General features: G+C 59.6%; 13 protein-coding genes and 1 pseudogene. 3 read left to right on the top strand and 11 right to left on the bottom strand.

Going from position 1 to position 16,833, the window contains the following annotated elements:
* Positions 1–43: 43 nt before the first annotated feature.
* The 3 genes and pseudogenes from C8K63_RS04110 to C8K63_RS04100 form a co-directional block, all read right to left on the bottom strand.
* Positions 44–319: pseudogene (locus C8K63_RS04110) on the bottom strand (spermidine/putrescine ABC transporter substrate-binding protein PotF); the annotation flags it as partial.
* 99 nt (positions 320–418) lie between these two features.
* A complete protein-coding gene (locus C8K63_RS04105; protein ID WP_108215523.1) occupies positions 419–1,825 on the bottom strand; it encodes an FAD-binding oxidoreductase in 1,407 nt (468 codons plus the stop codon).
* A gap of 50 nt (positions 1,826–1,875) precedes the next feature.
* A complete protein-coding gene (locus C8K63_RS04100; RefSeq protein WP_108215522.1) occupies positions 1,876–2,691 on the bottom strand; it encodes an AraC family transcriptional regulator in 816 nt (271 codons plus the stop codon).
* 263 nt (positions 2,692–2,954) lie between these two features.
* On the opposite strand from C8K63_RS04100, the gene C8K63_RS04095 reads away from it, so the two are divergent.
* Positions 2,955–3,227, top strand: coding sequence for a DUF1652 domain-containing protein (locus C8K63_RS04095; RefSeq protein ID WP_108215521.1), 273 nt, complete (start codon positions 2,955–2,957; stop codon positions 3,225–3,227).
* Positions 3,228–3,406: 179 nt separating this feature from the next.
* Here C8K63_RS04095 and C8K63_RS04090 read toward each other — a convergent pair whose 3' ends face one another.
* Complete coding sequence (locus C8K63_RS04090) at positions 3,407–5,881, bottom strand: UvrD-helicase domain-containing protein (RefSeq protein WP_108215520.1); 2,475 nt, start codon at positions 5,879–5,881, stop codon at positions 3,407–3,409.
* 279 nt (positions 5,882–6,160) lie between these two features.
* Here C8K63_RS04090 and C8K63_RS04085 point away from each other — a divergent pair, with 279 nt between their 5' ends.
* Positions 6,161–6,856 (top strand): pirin family protein, encoded by a 696-nt coding sequence (locus C8K63_RS04085; protein WP_108215519.1) that lies wholly within the window; start codon positions 6,161–6,163, stop codon positions 6,854–6,856.
* Positions 6,857–7,062: 206 nt separating this feature from the next.
* On the opposite strand, the gene pgm is transcribed toward C8K63_RS04085, so the two are convergent.
* The 5 genes from pgm to C8K63_RS04060 all read right to left on the bottom strand — a co-directional run bounded on the left by pgm (position 7,063) and on the right by C8K63_RS04060 (position 13,954).
* The gene (pgm, locus tag C8K63_RS04080; protein ID WP_108215518.1) at positions 7,063–8,706 is read right to left on the bottom strand and encodes a phosphoglucomutase (alpha-D-glucose-1,6-bisphosphate-dependent); all 1,644 of its coding nucleotides are present in this window, start codon (positions 8,704–8,706) and stop codon (positions 7,063–7,065) included.
* Between the two features lie 116 nt (positions 8,707–8,822).
* Positions 8,823–10,223 carry a PLP-dependent aminotransferase family protein gene (locus C8K63_RS04075; protein ID WP_108215517.1) on the bottom strand — a complete coding sequence of 467 codons (1,401 nt, stop codon included), beginning with the start codon at positions 10,221–10,223 and terminating at the stop codon, positions 8,823–8,825.
* Positions 10,224–10,263: 40 nt separating this feature from the next.
* Positions 10,264–11,754, bottom strand: coding sequence for a hypothetical protein (locus tag C8K63_RS04070; protein WP_108215516.1), 1,491 nt, complete (start codon positions 11,752–11,754; stop codon positions 10,264–10,266).
* Positions 11,755–12,177: 423 nt separating this feature from the next.
* Positions 12,178–12,384, bottom strand: coding sequence for a hypothetical protein (locus tag C8K63_RS30035; protein WP_146176369.1), 207 nt, complete (start codon positions 12,382–12,384; stop codon positions 12,178–12,180).
* 547 nt (positions 12,385–12,931) lie between these two features.
* Positions 12,932–13,954 carry a zinc-dependent alcohol dehydrogenase family protein gene (locus tag C8K63_RS04060; RefSeq protein WP_108215514.1) on the bottom strand — a complete coding sequence of 341 codons (1,023 nt, stop codon included), beginning with the start codon at positions 13,952–13,954 and terminating at the stop codon, positions 12,932–12,934.
* A gap of 259 nt (positions 13,955–14,213) precedes the next feature.
* Between C8K63_RS04060 and C8K63_RS04055 the strand changes: the two genes are divergently transcribed.
* Positions 14,214–15,131, top strand: a complete 918-nt coding sequence (locus C8K63_RS04055) for a LysR family transcriptional regulator (RefSeq protein WP_108215513.1) — start codon at positions 14,214–14,216, stop codon at positions 15,129–15,131.
* A gap of 8 nt (positions 15,132–15,139) precedes the next feature.
* On the opposite strand, the gene C8K63_RS04050 is transcribed toward C8K63_RS04055, so the two are convergent.
* Both C8K63_RS04050 and C8K63_RS04045 read right to left on the bottom strand, forming a co-directional pair.
* On the bottom strand, positions 15,140–16,036 hold the full coding sequence (locus tag C8K63_RS04050; protein WP_108215512.1) for an alpha/beta fold hydrolase: 897 nt from the start codon (positions 16,034–16,036) through the stop codon (positions 15,140–15,142).
* Between the two features lie 3 nt (positions 16,037–16,039).
* Positions 16,040–16,825, bottom strand: a complete 786-nt coding sequence (locus tag C8K63_RS04045) for an SDR family oxidoreductase (RefSeq protein WP_108215511.1) — start codon at positions 16,823–16,825, stop codon at positions 16,040–16,042.
* Between the last annotated feature and the right edge of the window lie 8 nt (positions 16,826–16,833).

Raw genomic sequence — 16,833 nt, 5'->3', positions numbered from 1 at the left:
ACGATGGCATCGGGACGTCCTGTCCCGATGGCCGCTCACCGCTTCAACTGCCGGTGCGAATCTTGTTCCACACTCGCGTACGCACCCGATCGACATTCAGCGGCATGGCCTCCAGCGCAAACAGCTTGCCCATCATTTCAGGACTTGGGTAAACCTTGGTGTCGTTCTTGATCGCTGGGTCGATCAGGCTGTCGGCCGTCTCGTTGCCATTGGCGTAATGCACGTAGTTGCTGACGCTGGCCATGACGTCCGGGCGCAGCAGGTAGTCCATGAAGGCGTAACCGGCCTTTTCGTCCGGAGCGTCGGCCGGCATGGCGACCGGGTGGACTCTTCCAGTTTCAGGGTTGCAGTGTTCTTGAATTGCGTGATGCTCATGGGAATACCTGTCGATGTAGCCTGTAGATGAAGAGCGCGCCGTTCAGTGCATGAAACCTTCCATGAAACCGGCAACCCCGCTGGCCAGCTTGCGCCGCCAGGGCGCGGTCGCCGGGTTGGCCAGGGTATGGTCCTCATGGACAAAGCTGCGGATGATCGCGTTGTAGCCGAGCCAGCGGATGGGTTCCGGCTCCCAGGCCCTGAGTGCGTCGAGGCCGCGCTGCGGGATGACCCACGGCTGGCGCACCAGTTCGGTGTCGCGGCCCAGGATCAGGTCGGCCAGCGTCCGTCCTCCCAGGTTGCTGGCGCCGATACCCTCCCCGCCATAGCCGCCAGACAAGGCAATGCCGTTGGCCTGGTCGCAGAGCATGTGCGGCTTGAAGTGCCGGGACATGCCCAGGTTGCCGCCCCAGGAATGAGTGATCTGCACGTTCTTCAGCTGCGGGAACAGCTCGCCGAACAGGTAGCGCCGCAGGTCTTTTTCATCCGTGGTCAGGTCGAAGTCGTGGCGCAGTTTGCCCGCGAACTGATAGCCGCCACGGGCGCCAAAGATCAATCGGTTGTCAGCGGTGCGCTGGCCGTAGGTGACCTGGCGACTGGCCTCGCTGAACGCCTGGCCGCGGCTCAGGCCGATTTCGTCCCAGGTGGCCGCCGACAATGGCTCGGTCGCGACGATCAGGCTCTGCACCGGCATCTGGTAACGCCCCAATGGCGGCAGCGTCACGGAGTAGCCTTCTACCGCCGGCACCACCCAGCGACTGCGCACCGAAGCTTTGGCCGTGCGCAGGCTGCCGGACTGCCAATGGGTGACTGGGCTGTTTTCGTAGATTCTGACTCCCAGGCGCTCCACCGCCCGGGCCAGCCCTCGGACCAGCCTGGCCGGGTGAATGGTCGCCACGTGCGGCGCGAAGATTGCGCCGTAGGGTTTGGCGACGCGGATCTGTTGCGCCAGTTGTTCCGGGCTCAGCCAGCGATAGTGGCTGTCGTTGAGGCCCTGGCGGTGGAGATCGTCCAGATAGTGGCGAAGGCTGGTCTCCTGCTCCGGATAGCGCGCAGCGCAGTACAGCGCTCCGCCTTTACGGTAATCACAGTCGATCCCCTCACGTTCGAGGACAATCTCCACTTCATCCGGTATGTGATGCAACAAATCGTAGGAGGCACGTCGCTCTTCGGCCGGCAGGTCGGCCAGCAGGCGATCTTCACCCAGCAAGTTGCCCATCAGCCAGCCGCCATTGCGCCCCGACGCGCCGAAACCGGCGGTCTGCGCTTCGACAATCACAATGCTCAGGTCCGGTTTGTGCTGTTTGAGGTAGTACGCGGTCCAGAGACCGGTGTAGCCCGCGCCGATGATCGCCACGTCCACATCCAGGTCCCGCTCCAGCGCCGGACGCGCCAATAGAGGCTCGTCGAGCTGGTCCATCCACAAACTGATAGTGCGCCACGCCGGCATGCAAGACTCCGCCACTCAAACTTCGATGGCGTCGATCCTAGTGCGTGGGCTCAGGGGCTGTCTTGCGTGCGTGCACGCAAAGAAATCTGTTTGACGTAGGCCTTGGGTGACTGGCCGGTGTGCTGGCGGAAACTGCTGTAGAACGCCGACAGCGAATTGAATCCGGCAGCGAAGGCCAGTTCATCGATACGCAGCGGCGGCGTGGCGGCATCCAGCGCCGCGAGCAAGTGTTGCAGGCGCGCCTGGTTGACGTAGCGGTAGAAGCTTTGCCCCAGCACCTGGTTCAACAGATAGGAAATCTGATTGCGGCTGTACCCGCACTCCTTCGCCACCCGTTGCAGATCGAGTTCCGGGTCCAGATAAGGTTGCTGACGCTGAAAATATTGCTGCAGATCATCGGCCATGAAGCTCAATTGGCGTGGCGACAACCCGAGTCGGCTGACCGCCGGGCGCTGGTTGCTGGACGTTGTGCTTGCAGGTTGCTCATGCACTAATGAAGCGTATTCGTTTACCCGCCAGATCAGCCCGTCCTTGACGGTAATCGCTTCGCTGGCGCGGAACGACACCAGCCCTTCACCGCCGCGCAAGGTGATGCGGTATTGAATGAACGCCGTGTTGCCGTCCAGTCGTATGCGGTCGGAATGCTCCAGCGCTTCATCCGGATCCCGGGGCATGCTGTTGCGCACGTATTCACGCAATTGGTCCAGGCCCATGACCCGGTTCTGGAAAAAGTCGTTGTACTGGACTTCTGGGTGATAGAGCGCCATGACGCCGTCCAGATCCCGGTGCTTCCAGCGCAAGTGATAGCGCATGACCGTCTCGCCCGTGGCCTGGGTTTGCAGCGGGCCATCATCATCGGCGTGCATTGAACATCTCGACGGGAAAACCCCGAGCTTGCCCAACTTGCGCCTTGTCTTCAACGACTAAACGGATGATGGCTTTTGGCCGCAAATGCGCACGAGCATGACTGAATCAAAATAATGGCGGCAATCGCCAAATGGCCTGAAAAAGCCACACGCTTTTCACATCCGGATGCTACTTTTAAACATTGTCACTGGTTGAACCAATGAAGGTTCTTCCCTCCTACCATGAGCTAAGGGAAGCGCTCGATAATGAAGGCGGGTAACACATGAATAGAGGGTTCAGTAAGGTCACGTTTCCAAACGCCTGCCAGCTGATGCGCTGGCATTTTCATCCCATGGGTTTCGAGGCGAGCATGGACGCCCCGGGCAGCATGATTGCCCGTCTTTTTGATCGTGCCACTGGCGAGACCATGATCGCCATTGCCGGTATTCCTTGCGCCACCGTCATGAATGCCGCGGATGTAGAGCTAATAATCGAAGCGGTGGAGGATGAACTTGAAACCTTCATCCCACCGGAGACCCTCAGGAGTTATGCCTGAAGGCTCGGTTATTAAAAGGCCCACTTTAAGTGGGCTTTTTGTTGAGCGTTGTTCCCTGTAGGAGCGAGCTCGCTCGCGATGGACTCAAGAGCGCCGCGTTTAGCCAGTAAATACGCGTTATCGTTAACGACCATCGCGAGCAATCGAGCGTCGACCGGCTGCTCCTACAGAGTGCCGATTCAGGCGGTGATTTGGCCTTCACGATGGTCGACAAAAAACGCCTTGCCCTTGCCGATCCGGTCGGATGCCTTGGGCATGTTCGCGGCCTGGGTGTCTTGCGCATCGACGTACCAGTAGCAATGGCTGATGGCGCGGGTAATGCCCACGTAGGCCAGCCGCAGGATCTCGTCCTTCTGGGCGTTGTCGTAGGGTTCGCTGTCACCGGCCTTGCCCAGGCCCGCCATCCGGTACACCTGATTCTTGTAAGGTGAGCTGGTCAGGTGCTGGCAGTCGCCCAGCAGGAATACCGCATCGGCCTGGAGGCCCTTGGCACTGTGATAGGTCAGTTGCTTGAGCCTGCGAGCCTCATGCGGCAAGCTCGAATCAACATTAACTACAGACTGAATATGCTCTTCTATCAATGACTTATCGCTGCTTTTTCGATAAAGCATCAAGATTGAGTCGCCCTTTCGGTAATGCTCCATCAGGCGCTGTGCCATGCCCTGGTCATCACGATCGAGCACGTTCACGGGCAGCAATGCCTTGGGTTCGCCGCTGGCCTTGGCTTTCTTCCCGGCAATTGCCGGTGCAGCGCGCACGATGTGCTCGGCGGCATCGATGATGTGCTGGTGGCTGCGGTAGTTGTCGCTGAGCATGACCTTGGTGGTGCTCGGCGACGGGAACTCCTTGTTGAACTCCATGAAGTAGGTCGGCGAACTGCCGCGCCATCCATAGATGGATTGCCAGTCATCGCCTACACAGAGCAATGAGGAGCGCTGGGCTCCACGTCCGACGTGCATGGCCGGTCCGCGACTGCGGATCTCTGCCAGGCTGGCCCTGATCCAGGAGACGATTTGCGGCGAGACATCCTGAAATTCGTCGATCATCAGGTGCGACAGCGGCCGCAGCAGTTCATCGCCGAGCAGTTTGAGGTTCTCCGGCGAATGCTCGCTGAACAGGGCAAACATCCGGTTGTAGGTCATGATCGGCGGTTTCTGATCCAGCAAGTGATCTTCCAGTGCCCGCCAGTAAAGGCTCAAGGCCTCGAAGAAGAACCGGTCGGGATCGTCCTTGGCGAAACTCATCTGGCCGACGGCGCTCGGCACATCCAGCCCGAGGTTTTCGATGAATCCGGCGGCGGCGACAAAGCAATCGAGCAACGGCGCGGAGGCGAGCTCGCCCTTGACCTTGTAATCGAAGCCCGGCCCGGCGCTGGCATCACCCGCGAGCGAGGCCAAAACACGTTTCGATGACTCATAACTATCTAGCCATATCAATGGCTTACGACAGAAAGCTTGAAACAGGGTGCGTTTGACCGCCCACTCTGCGCGCACCGTCAGCTTGGCGTTTGGCCGCGTGACCTGCGGGTTTTCCCGAGGATCGAACCCCAGCACCACCCAGGCATCCAGGGACGGGATGTAGCCGTGACAATGGAATGTCGAACCGTTGATATCGAACGACTGACGTTTCGGTTCGATGCCCTTGATCGGCCAGGCACCGGCGCGAAACCACAGGTCTTCAATGACGTCGCACAGTTCTTCATCGCGTTTGGCCGCCAGTTCGGTAACGCCCATGCGTTTCTGCACATCCGGGTGGTCCCGTTCCAGCTCCTTGAGTTGCAAGGCATGCCGGGACAGTGGCTTGATCAACTCGCGAAAGCGCTCATCGTCACGGTGCAGCCGGTGATAGCAGGCGTTGAGCTGTTGGCGTTGAGCGTCGTTGATGCGCAGATCGAACGGGTTGCTGTCGACTTCCTCGTCACCCTGTGCAGCCCGCAGGCTGAGGTTCTCGAAAGCCTGCAAACGCTCGAAACCCGGAAGACTGCGCACCATCGGCAGGATCCGCGAGTGAAAAGTGCGCACCAGATCCCGCGCCGCCTTGAAACTGATGGCGTGGCCCCAGAGCGCAAACAGTTCGATCAGTTTATTGATGAAATCCTTGCGCGACTCACGGGTGAAGGTCACCACCGTCATCGAACTCAGCTCGAAGCCCAGGTAATGGCTCAGCAGCAGGATACGCAGCACCAGCGTGGTCGATTTACCGGCACCGGCGCCCGCGATCACCGAAGTGGACGGTGTATCGCTGAAGATCATTTTCCACTGGGCGGCGCTGGGTTGGGCATGAGCCGGCAACAACCGGGCAACATCCGCCTTCATGCGCTTCTTCAATTCGGCGTTCAACGGCAGGCGCCAATCGTCGAACAACAGGTCATCGACATTCGGTGGCCGGTGTTCGGTTGCGCGCGAGTCGCGGATCAGCAGGACCTGTCGACCCTCCTCCAGTCCTTCGAGCTTGCCTTCCTTGTAACCGTAATCGACCCCGGCGCTGTGGCCACTGCGAAAACCGTCCGCCTGGCCGTGCAACCACGATGCTCGGTGCTGGGCATGCAGGCGGGTCAGGCTGTAACCGAAGAATCGGGCGAGCAATCGCTTGATCAGCGGCATCTCGGCCAAGGGGCGAAGTTCAGGAGGAAGATCGGGGGTGTGTTGCGGCACGCGGACTGACTCCAGGGTGTGAGGCTGTTGAGCGCTATGGTGTCTGCATTTGCTCTGGAGTTCTAGTCAATTGCTTATGACTCATTGGCTTATGCGATGAAGTGAAGGCTGGATGAGAAACTTTCGAGTTCGTTTTATATCAATATATTCGATGGGAATGCTGCATTTTTTACGCTTTTTATCGATTATTGCCTGTTGGATGATGGCCGTCATCACCCACCGGTCTCGCTTCGTGGCTCAGGCGCCTTGCCCCATGACGAACCTTTTCTGGAGACGATCATGCTTGAACTCAGACCTTTCAACTCGCTCGGCGGTGCTCATCATGGCTGGCTGGATGCTCACCATCATTTTTCGTTCGCCGAGTACTACGATCCCAAGCGCATGAACTGGGGCAACCTGCGGGTCTGGAATGACGACGTGATCGCCCCCGGCACCGGTTTCCCGCAACACCCGCACCGGGACATGGAAATCATCACCTATGTCCGCGAAGGCGCCATCACCCACCAGGACAACCTTGGCAACAAGGGCCGCACCGAAGCGGGCGACGTCCAGGTCATGAGTGCAGGCACCGGGATCGCCCACAGCGAGTACAACCTGGAAGCGACGCCGACCAGGATTTTCCAGATCTGGATCATCCCGAACGAGTCCGGCCTGGCCCCTTCCTGGGGCGCCAAGCCGTTCCCTAAAGGCAACCGCGAAGGTTTTGTCACCCTGGCCAGCGGCAAGGAAGGTGACGACCAGAGTTTGCGCATCCGCGCCGACGCCCGGCTGGTAGCCGCCAATCTGAAGGCCGGCGAGTCTGCCGAATACCATTTGGACAGCGGTCGTCGTGCATACCTGGTGCCGGCCACCGGAATCATTGAAGTCAATGGGTTGCGTGCACAAGCTCGAGATGGTGTCGCGGTTGCCGATGAGACCGTGTTGCGGGTGACGGCCATTGAGGACAGTGAGATCGTTCTGGTGGATCTGGCCTGATTCGCTGAGCGCAATTGCAAAAAAGGGGCGACCGTATTGGTCGCCCCTTTTTTAGTGCAGTACAAATGTCTTCGCTGGCAAGCCAGCTCCTACATGGGGAATGCGGTCCAATGTAGGAGCGAGCCTGCTCGCGAAAAACCCGAGAATACCGCGGGGTGTCAGGCTGCCAGCGTTATCGTTGACGACCATCGCGAGCAGGCTCGCTCCTACAAGGAAATAGCACCATCGACCAGTGTTTGCGCCTCGGCCACCAGTTGTTTGAGGTGGTCGTCGCTGACAAAGCTTTCGGCGTAGATCTTGTAGATGTCTTCGGTGCCAGACGGACGCGCCGCGAACCAGCCGTTTTCGGTCATGACTTTGAGACCGCCAATGGCCTGGTCATTGCCCGGCGCGTGGCTGAGGATGTTCTGGATCGGTTCGCCAGCCAGTTGGGTCGAGGTGACCTGTTGCGGCGACAGCTTGCTCAACAGCGCTTTCTGCTCCGGATTGGCCTTGGCGTCGACCCGCACCGAGAACGGCTCACCCAGCTCATCGGTCAAGGCACGATACGCCTGGCTCGGGTCGCGACCGGTCCGGGCAGTCATCTCGGCGGCCAGCAGGGCCGGAATCAAACCGTCCTTGTCGGTGCACCAGACGCTGCCGTCCTTGCGCAGGAACGAGGCACCGGCGCTTTCTTCACCGCCGAAACCGAGGGATCCATCGAACAGGCCGTCGGCAAACCATTTGAAGCCAACCGGCACTTCGTACAGGCGACGACCCAGGCGCCTGGCCACGCGATCGATCAAGCCGCTGCTGACCACGGTTTTACCCACGGCCGCATCGGCACGCCATTGCGGACGGTTCTGGAACAGGTAGTCGATGGCAACGGCGAGGTAGTTGTTCGGCGCCAGCAAGCCACCGGACGGCGTGACGATGCCATGGCGGTCGTGGTCCGGATCGCAGGCAAACGCCACGTCGAAACGTTCTTTCAGGCCGATCAGGCCTTGCATGGCGTGGCCGGACGATGGGTCCATGCGGATCTGGCCGTCCCAGTCGACGGTCATGAAACGGAAGGTCGGGTCGACCTCTTTGTTCACCACGTCCAGGTCCAGGCGGTAATGCTCGGCAATCGCCGACCAGTAGCGCACCCCCGCTCCACCCAGCGGATCGACACCCAGGCGCAGCTTGGCATCGCGGATGGCGTCGAAGTCGATCACGTTGATCAGGTCGGCGACGTAGGTGTTGAGGTAATCGTGACGATGGGTGGTGCTGGCCTTCAGTGCCTGCTCGTAGCTGATGCGCTTGACGCCAGCGAGCTTGTTGGCCAGCAGTTCGTTGGCCTTGGCTTCGATCCACTTGGTGATGTGGGTATCGGCCGGACCACCGTTGGTTGGGTTGTACTTGTAGCCACCGCTTTGCGGCGGGTTGTGGGACGGCGTGATGACAATGCCGTCCGCCAGGCCGCTGGTGCGACCGCGGTTGTAGCAGAGGATCGCATGGGAAATGGCCGGCGTCGGCGTGTACTCGTCGCCAGCGGCGATCATCACGGTCACGCCATTGGCGGCCAGTACTTCGAGGGCGCTGGCGCCGGCCGGGGTGGACAGTGCGTGGGTGTCGATGCCGACAAACAGCGGGCCATCGATGCCTTGAGCTTCGCGATACAGGCAGATCGCCTGGCTGATCGCCAGCACGTGCCATTCGTTGAAACTCAAGTCGAACGAGCTGCCGCGGTGCCCGGACGTGCCGAAGGCAACGCGCTGGGTCGAAATCGCGGCATCAGGCTGGCCGGTGTAATAGGCCGTTACCAGTCGCGGGATGTCGACCAACAATTCTACCGGTGCCGGTTTACCCGCAAAAGGACTGAGTGTCATGCAAAACCTCTGGAATAGAGTGGTTCAGGAATGGGGTCGCAGTTTACTGGCAGTTCGACCGCAACGCGATGGGATCGATCCAATAGAATGAAGGGTGTTATTTTTTGTCTCATCACTCACTCGATTGATTCCAGACGCAGCGCATCCCCCAACAAGCCCAGTGCGGCAGCCAGGTTGCGATCGCCGCCGAAGGTATGACTCAAACGCAAATGCTGCCCGTGCAGACCGTGGAGGCTGAACAGTTCCCCCGGCGCGATGACCACCTGATGCGCCAGCAGGCGCTGGAACACACGACGGACATTGACCCGACGCAAGGAGCGCACCCAGATCGTTGCACCGCCTTGCGGCTCGACGAAATGCAAGGCATCACCCAATCGCTCCTGCAACAACTGGGTCATTTGACTCTTGCGTTCCTTGAGTAGCCGTCGCAGCACCAGCAGGTGTTGATCGATGCGACCGCTGCTGTACAAGCGGGCGATGGCTTTCTGGCGAATCGGCGACAGACGAAAGGAGCGCAGCAGAAAGTGCCGTTGCAGCTCAGCGCTCAAATGCCTTGAAAGCAGGTAGCCGTAGGGCGCTTCCGGACCGATGATTTTCTCGAACGTGGAAAACACCATCAGCCGTTCAGGGTCCAGCAAGTCGCGAAAGCGTACGCCTCCAAGGTCAAATCCGAGTTCGCCATAACAGTCGTTTTCCAGCACCCAACTGTCATGCGCGGCCAACAGCCGGGCAATGGCTTGCCTGTTTTCGTCAGACGCCAGGCTGCCACGGGGCATGTTCAGGGCCGACGACAGCATCACCAGCATGACCGGTTCGGTATCCAGCAGCGTTTTGAGCCGCTGCGTATCCAGGCAACCGTCGGCTTGTACGGGCCACTCGATCACCCGCACGCAGGCAGCTTGAAACAGGCGCAGGATCGTCCAGTCGCACGGCGATTCGACCACCACGGTGGCATCCTTCAAGCCCAGCACGGCGATCAGGATTTCCAGTACACCACGAAGATCGGCGCCGATGTAGACGTCATCGGCATGCCAGTAACGCATCGGAGACGTGGTGTAGCGTGCAGCCAGGGCGGTGCGCAATTCGAGCTCGCCACAGGGTTGCGAAGGCGACTGCGGCTGTCGGGGATACTGGCGCAGCAACTCTCGCTCCAGCAGCAACAAAGGACTGTCGAGCGGCTGCAGCAGCGCCGGTTCATCGGCGCTCAGGACCAGCATCCCCGGACGCCTGGCATTGACGTAGACGGCTTCCAGCAGGTCGCTGCCGCTGTCCTGCAGGTTGATTGAGGACACCGGCAACGCGTAGTAACCGGACTTGGCCACCGAATAGACGCGCCCCTCTTTCTCCAGGAGCGAATAGGCGTACTGAATGGTCGAGATCGACACATTGAGGCGCTCCGCCAGATGCCGCAGCGACGGCAGGCGGATGGGCGAATCCCCTTCAGACTCGTTGATCAGGCTGGCCAGGTATCGATAAACCGCCTGATAGGCGAAATCCGTTTCTCGTGGACCTTTCATGAATGAAGGCCGGCCGCACTGGCTGAAAATCCGCCCACGCTCAGTGACCCGCCGACCATTCATCCACCAACGTGATATCAGCGTCAGGATCGCCCAGCGCATTTCGCAACGCCGCCATCTGGATCAGTGCTTCAGGCGTTCTGCCAGCGCTTCCTCGCGCCCACTCCATGCGATAAAGCCGGCCAATCAGGCTGATGGGCAATCCGCTGACATCCATCATCCATTGCATGATCTGTTCGGCGACCGGGTGCCCCTGCATGGCCCGGTGCAACTCGGGCATGGCCACCAGCATGCCCGGATGGCACTGACGCAGAAAACGCTCGAGCCCCGCACCTCTTTCTATAAAAGGCGCAAAAAGCAGGCACACCAGTTGTGCTTCGCTCAGGCCCAGGTTCTTTTGCGCCTCGGCCGCTGCCCTGGCGCGCAGCTCGCTCAATGTCGCCGGGTTGCCGAAGACCTTGATGGCCTGCTCGCACAAACGCTCAGGCAAGCGCTTGCGGCGCATCATCACCAGGGCGCGTTGCAGGTATTGCGCCACGCCGGACTCGTAATCGCGACCCTGCACGAAGCTCGCCTGCAAGCCCTGCACGTGCGCCGAGATCGACGGGCTGACGAATTCGTTGTCACTGATCTGCGCGAACAGTTCGTCAGGCTGGAATCGGAGAAACTCCGTCAGCAATGGCCAGCGCTCTTCCAGGTTACTCACCAGCAGGTCGTGAATATCGATGCAGGCCGTACGACGACAGGTCTCAAAGCGCTCTTGTGGACGCCATCGGGCCTGGCCGTAATCGGCGTAGAACGCGTGATAGCAGTCGCTGCCCAGTTCATCGAGCAGCGCAAACAACCCCGAATAACCGGCCTCGCCCCCGTATGAATGCGTGAGCCCTGCCTTGGTCGCGGCACGTTTCAATCCATCGATGAACTGCTTTTGCTGACGCAACGTATCAGCGATGAGCAAGGCGTCCACACCACCGTCCCAGCGGGCGATTTGTCCGTAGAACTCTCCCGTTGTCAGATAACCGTCATCCCACAGGTCGAACCCGCCGCGCCAAGCCCGGCGATGGCCGATCATCAACAGGTTCAGGCGGCCGGACTCGCGACCGGCGTCGGAGGTCGGCGTCAGGTGGTTGAACGGCAAGACTTCGCGATCATCGACCATCAACACCTCGACTCGGGGATCGTCATAGACAAACAATGCGCTGTTGGTCCGGTGCATGTTCTCCACGGCCGCGCAGCTTGCCCCGTTCAATCGCAACGAGGCGATGCGCAACTGGAATGTCGCCGGTGCCCGCGTGGCGATGATCAGCTGCGCAGCACGCAACAATGCCAGTGTGTAGCAGTTGTCACGGGTTCCGGACTGGATCGCCAGCACCTTGTATTCGCCAATGCGCCCCATGCCCCCTGCCGCTACCGCCAGGCGCTGAATCAACAATTGCAATGCGGTGCGTTCGGCACGGGAAAAAAACCCCAGCAATCGCTGCAGCACCTGTTGATAGACATAGTTCATCGCTTGGTCATGGATGCTGGTCATCTTTATTTACCTGATACTCGTAAGTTCAATATCGCGCAGACAGCAAATCCCGTTGGACTGTCTGCACGTATGAAGTCATGGACTTTATTGCCAAATGCTAGCACTTGAATTTTCTGTCGATCATTTGAAACGTTCGTAGCGCCCCCTCGGCTTAACGACGCAAGCGAAGCTGTAGCGCCCGGCTGGCAAGGGCTTGCTCGATTTAAACGGCAGTCCTAGGAAACTTCCGACAATGTCCCACAGACACTTAATACAAGAAATAAGGAAGGAAGTTGTCGCTGTCTTGTTGGCAACTACGCAACGACACACTAGTTTGGAGATGCGCACCGACGGCGCACATTGAAAAGTTCCAGCCTGACACCCAACCATGACTCATTCCTTGAGATGAAAGTAATCATTCAATTATCAGGGCTTAGTGGATGATTAGAAGCTACAGATTACGGGCAAAAACCAGTTCAGTTGCTGGACCGGCCTGCGGATCGACGGCTTTTTTTGGTTCTTCACACAATCCCGGGGAACACCGATACCTGTAGAAGCTGCGGTGCGGCGATCCGACTTGCCAGCGATGGCGACCTTACGGCCGAGCATTTTCTTCCTGGTGTACATATCCATTGTTGCGGTTACGGCCACTTAGGGTTCCGCCCTGACGGCGGGTCACTTGGAAGAGCCTGTAGGAGCGAGCTTGCTCGCGATGGAGGTCAACGATGACGCGGGGAGCCTGACACCCCGCGGTGCTCTCAGGTTTTTCGCGAGCAAGCTCGCTCCTACAGGGCCCGCCACGATCGGCCATCCATGGCCGTACGCGGCTAACCCGGCATCTATGCCGGGTTGCCCACTGCGCAGAACCTGCGCTCGGCCTCACGAGGGGGCGTGCACCGCAACAGCACCGCGAGGCGAGCTAACGCTCGACCTCGTTGTTTGGTGGTGCACGCGTTCCCCTGTAGGAGCTGCCGAAGGTTCGGGCCGCGTTCGGACGATCTTTTTGATCTTGCTTTTGCGATCTGGAGATTGCTGAAGATCAAGATCAAAAAGATCGCAGCCTTCGGCAGCCCTTACAGATATTTCGTTATATGTGTTCCCCCGGAATTCCGTGAAAAACCTTTTTTTGGGGAGGGGGGGACTGAAACGAAAGAGTCCGCGTGGGCACGGACTCTTGGGTGGGCTATTGCGGCGATTGTTATGCCGGTTCGACCTGCAGCGCGACCCTTTCGCGACACGGGCATTCGTCCATGTAGCGGTGCGCTTCGACAAACTCGGCAAACGGGAAGACCCGAGTCTTGAGCGGCAGCAGAACGCGGTCGGCAGTCATCTGATTGATGTCGCGCAAGGCACGTTGCAGTGCGACCTGGTCCTGGGTGATGCCCAGTTCCGGCTTGCCAGTGAAGTTGCCGATGCAGTGTACGAAGAACTGAATGTTTTTCTGGAACGCTGCGCAAGCCGGGAAAGGCGTCTGGTTGCCGCCTTGCAGGCCGTACAGCACCAGGCTGCCGCGAGGCGCCAACACATCGCCAAGCAACGACATCTGCGGACCGCCCAAACCATCGAATACCACATCCACGCCGCGGTTATCGGTGATCTTGTTGATTCGTACCAGAAGATCTTCTTCCTCGGTGACGATGACTTTCTCGGCACCCAGTGACAGCAGATACTCACGCTCGTCTGCTGACTTGGTCGCGGCGATCACTCGAACACCCAAGGCCTTGCCCAGTTGTACGAACGAAGGTCCGGCGCAATGACTGGCGTCGGTCACCAGGGCAAACTGCCCGGGTTTGACCCGTGCCAGATCCGCATAGGCGAAATAGGCAATCAACAACGGCGTGTAGTGCACGCTGGCTTCAATCGGGCTGAGCACATCCGGGTAGCGGGTCAGTGCCGATCGCGGCAGAACGATCTGCTCGCCGTAGACCGGGTAATCGTTCGGGCTTTCAGCCGGGAAACTGGCAACCTTGTCACCGACGGCCAGGTCTTCAACGCCATCGCCGACGGCCGTGACGATACCGGCCATTTCATGACCAAGGCCTGAAGGCAGACGAGCGTGGGACGAGGCCAGGTTCTGGCGCCAAAGAATGTCATACCAACTGATGCCGATCGCTTCGACGCGCACCTGCACTTCGCCCGGTGCAGGCAGAGCCGCCGCATGCTCTTCGCATTTGAGCACCTCGGCTGGACCAAACTTGTGAAAACGGATCGTGCGGGACATCGCAAACCTCGCCAATTGAACCTCTAATGCCTTGAACTCTAGCTGGGCTTTCAACCCAACACTATCTGTGGCTATTAATAGTCGACATGCCTGTCATTGATTCCGCGGCGGCGGCAATATCGTAGGAAACTGGAGCCGCCTTTGTAGGAAATCTGAATTACCCGGTGCAGAGTACCAGCCTTTCCCCGTAATATTCCTGCTGGCCATTGTTCTCATATGGCTGCTCACGTCAAGTTTGCTGACTCTGCCAGGACTCCAGATGAATCGTAATGACCTACGTCGTGTCGACCTGAACCTGTTGATCGTTTTCGAAACATTGATGCACGAACGCAGCGTGACCCGTGCTGCGGAAAAACTGTTCCTCGGCCAGCCGGCCATCAGTGCGGCGCTCTCGCGCCTGCGCGGCTTGTTCGATGATCCTTTGTTTGTGCGTACCGGCCGCAGCATGGAGCCGTCCGCCCGGGCGATCGAGATTTTCGCCCTGCTGTCGCCGGCACTGGATTCGATTTCCACCGCCGTCAGCCGTGCGGCCGAGTTCGATCCTGCCACAAGTACCGCCGTGTTCCGCATCGGCCTTTCGGACGATGTCGAGTTCGCCTTGCTGCCCATGCTGCTCAAGCGCCTGCGTGCCGAATCGCCGGGGATTGTGCTGGTGGTGCGCAGGGTCAACTACATCCTGATGCCGGGAATGCTGGCGTCCGGGGAAATTTCCATCGGTGTCAGTTACACCACCGATCTGCCGGCCAACGCCAAGCGCAAAGTGTTGCGCCGCAGCCAGCCCAAGCTGTTGCGCGCCGACACCGTGCCGGGGCCGTTGAGCCTGGATGATTACTGCGCTCGCCCCCATGCACTGGTGTCGTTCGCCGGGGACCTCAGCGGTTTTATCGATGAAGAACTGGAAAAACTCGGGCGCAAACGTCATGTGGTGCTCGCCGTGCCGCAGTTCAACGGGTTGAGCACCCTGCTCGCGGGCACTGACATCGTGGCTACGGTGCCGGACTACACGGCCGATGCGCTGACTGCCGCGGGCGGTGTGCGTGCCGAAGATCCGCCGTTGCCGGTGCGCAGCTTTGAACTGCATATGGCCTGGCGCGGGTCGCAGGATAACGATCCGGGGGAGCGCTGGCTGCGCTCGCGGATTCAGATGTTCTTCGGGGATCCGGATAGCCTCGCGTAACCGAGAAACTAGTGCGGGTCAGGTAACGTTTTGTCAGGCTGTTCGGGATCGAGAAAAGCCAGCGCCTTCGCCACGAAATTGGCGTGATTCTGGAAAATCGCACCATGTCCGGCATCTTCATAAATGATCAGTTGCGAGTTCGGGATGCGGCGGGCCATATCAGTAGAGTTCACTGTCGGCACCATGATGTCGTTATCACCATTGGCGATCAGTACCGGGATCCGGATACTGCCCAGATCCTGAGGTGCCTGCATCCCCCACGCCTTGATCGCCTTCAACTGTCGCGAGAAGGCATTTGGCGTGGGCCCCTTGTCCCGATCCGTTTTGCGCTCCTTCAGTCGCTTCAAGAAGGCCTTCGCGGCTTGGCGACCATTGGCCGAGCCTGTGAAGAACAGGTAGAACTTCGGATCCCGCAGCGTCAGTAACCCCTTGATCATCAATGGCCAGGATGCCGCCCCTACCCTGTCAATGTCTTTGCCGCCCGCCGGCCCTGTACCCGCCAAAATGAGCTTGCGTACCAGGTCGGGGGCTTTGAGCACGATGTCCTGTGCCACGAATCCGCCAAGGGAAAAACCGATCAGATCAACCTTCTCCAGGCCAAGCCCGTGGATCAGGGCTATTGCATCCCGCGCCATTTCATCAATGGTCAGGGGCGCGGTTCCTCCCGATGCGCCGATGCCTCGGTAGTCAGTGGCGATGACGCGATGCTGACTGGCAAGACCATCGATGATCCGCGGGTCGAAGTTGTCCAATACCGCGCCCCAATGGTTGAGAAGAATCAGCGGCACCCCGCTGCGAGGCCCCAGATCACGGTAGGCAAACACAGTCCCTGCGACATTGATCGAGCGGTTTACGGCAGTTACGTAGGACGTACCCGATCCAAGGTAATTGTCGGAATGGGTCATTGTTTACTCCGTGCGATACCGCTCTGCTACATGCGCTTGTCGAATGTCCGAGATGAGCGCTTGTCGCGCGGCATCCAGGGCAGTCCAGCGACTGGCGTCATGCAGTGGCGGGATGGTCACCAGCTCACGCCGATCGAAGCCCACCAGCGCGGCATCCACCAGCTCACCCACCTCCATCAGTTCCGGCAGCGCGTTGATGTCGATGCCCGCACGCCCCCAAATCTCCGTGCGAGTACCGGCAGGAAGCACGGCCTGGATATAGACGCCTTTGGGCGCGAGTTCCAGACTCAGTCCCTGGGATAGAAACAGCACAAAGGCCTTGGTGGCGCCATAGACTGACATGCCGAATTCCGGCGCCAAGCCAACCACTGAACCGATATTGACGATCGCGCCTTCACCGGCCTGCGCAAGCCGAGGGGCGATTGCGCTGGCGAGTCGCACCAACGAGGTTGTGTTGAGCGCGACGAGTCGAGCGACATCGTCGGTCGTCTGCTCGATGAAGCTGCCAGACTGGGCTGCCCCGGCATTGTTAATGAGGATGCCGATGCGCGAATCATCGCGCAGGCGCGTCTCGACGACGGCCAGGTCGCCGGGCTGGGTGAGATCGGCCTGGAGGATATCGACAGCGACGCTGTGTTCCTCGCGCAGGCGAGCCGCCAGTGTCTCCAGCCTGGCTTTGTCGCGGGCAACCAGCACCAGATCGTGGCCGCGACGTGCGAGGCGCTCGGCATAGGTGGCGCCGATGCCGGAGGAAGCGCCGGTAATCAGGACTGCGGGATGGGTAGTCATATAGTTGC

Origin of the sequence: Pseudomonas sp. GV085, assembly GCF_003050925.1 — a bacterium.
In the GTDB taxonomy this organism is placed as follows: domain Bacteria; phylum Pseudomonadota; class Gammaproteobacteria; order Pseudomonadales; family Pseudomonadaceae; genus Aquipseudomonas.
The sequence above is the reverse complement of the archived record's forward strand: the minus strand, read 5'-3'. Positions and strand labels throughout refer to the sequence as shown.

Coding starts and splice junctions, on each gene's coding strand:
- C8K63_RS04105 (WP_108215523.1), bottom strand. CDS start 1,825: ATGCCGGCGTGGCGCACTATCAGTTTGTGGATGGACCAGCTCGACGAG.
- C8K63_RS04100 (WP_108215522.1), bottom strand. CDS start 2,691: ATGCACGCCGATGATGATGGCCCGCTGCAAACCCAGGCCACGGGCGAG.
- C8K63_RS04095 (WP_108215521.1), top strand. CDS start 2,955: ATGAATAGAGGGTTCAGTAAGGTCACGTTTCCAAACGCCTGCCAGCTG.
- C8K63_RS04085 (WP_108215519.1), top strand. CDS start 6,161: ATGCTTGAACTCAGACCTTTCAACTCGCTCGGCGGTGCTCATCATGGC.
- pgm (WP_108215518.1), bottom strand. CDS start 8,706: ATGACACTCAGTCCTTTTGCGGGTAAACCGGCACCGGTAGAATTGTTG.
- C8K63_RS04075 (WP_108215517.1), bottom strand. CDS start 10,223: ATGAAAGGTCCACGAGAAACGGATTTCGCCTATCAGGCGGTTTATCGA.
- C8K63_RS04070 (WP_108215516.1), bottom strand. CDS start 11,754: ATGACCAGCATCCATGACCAAGCGATGAACTATGTCTATCAACAGGTG.
- C8K63_RS04060 (WP_108215514.1), bottom strand. CDS start 13,954: ATGTCCCGCACGATCCGTTTTCACAAGTTTGGTCCAGCCGAGGTGCTC.
- C8K63_RS04055 (WP_108215513.1), top strand. CDS start 14,214: ATGAATCGTAATGACCTACGTCGTGTCGACCTGAACCTGTTGATCGTT.
- C8K63_RS04050 (WP_108215512.1), bottom strand. CDS start 16,036: ATGACCCATTCCGACAATTACCTTGGATCGGGTACGTCCTACGTAACT.
- C8K63_RS04045 (WP_108215511.1), bottom strand. CDS start 16,825: ATGACTACCCATCCCGCAGTCCTGATTACCGGCGCTTCCTCCGGCATC.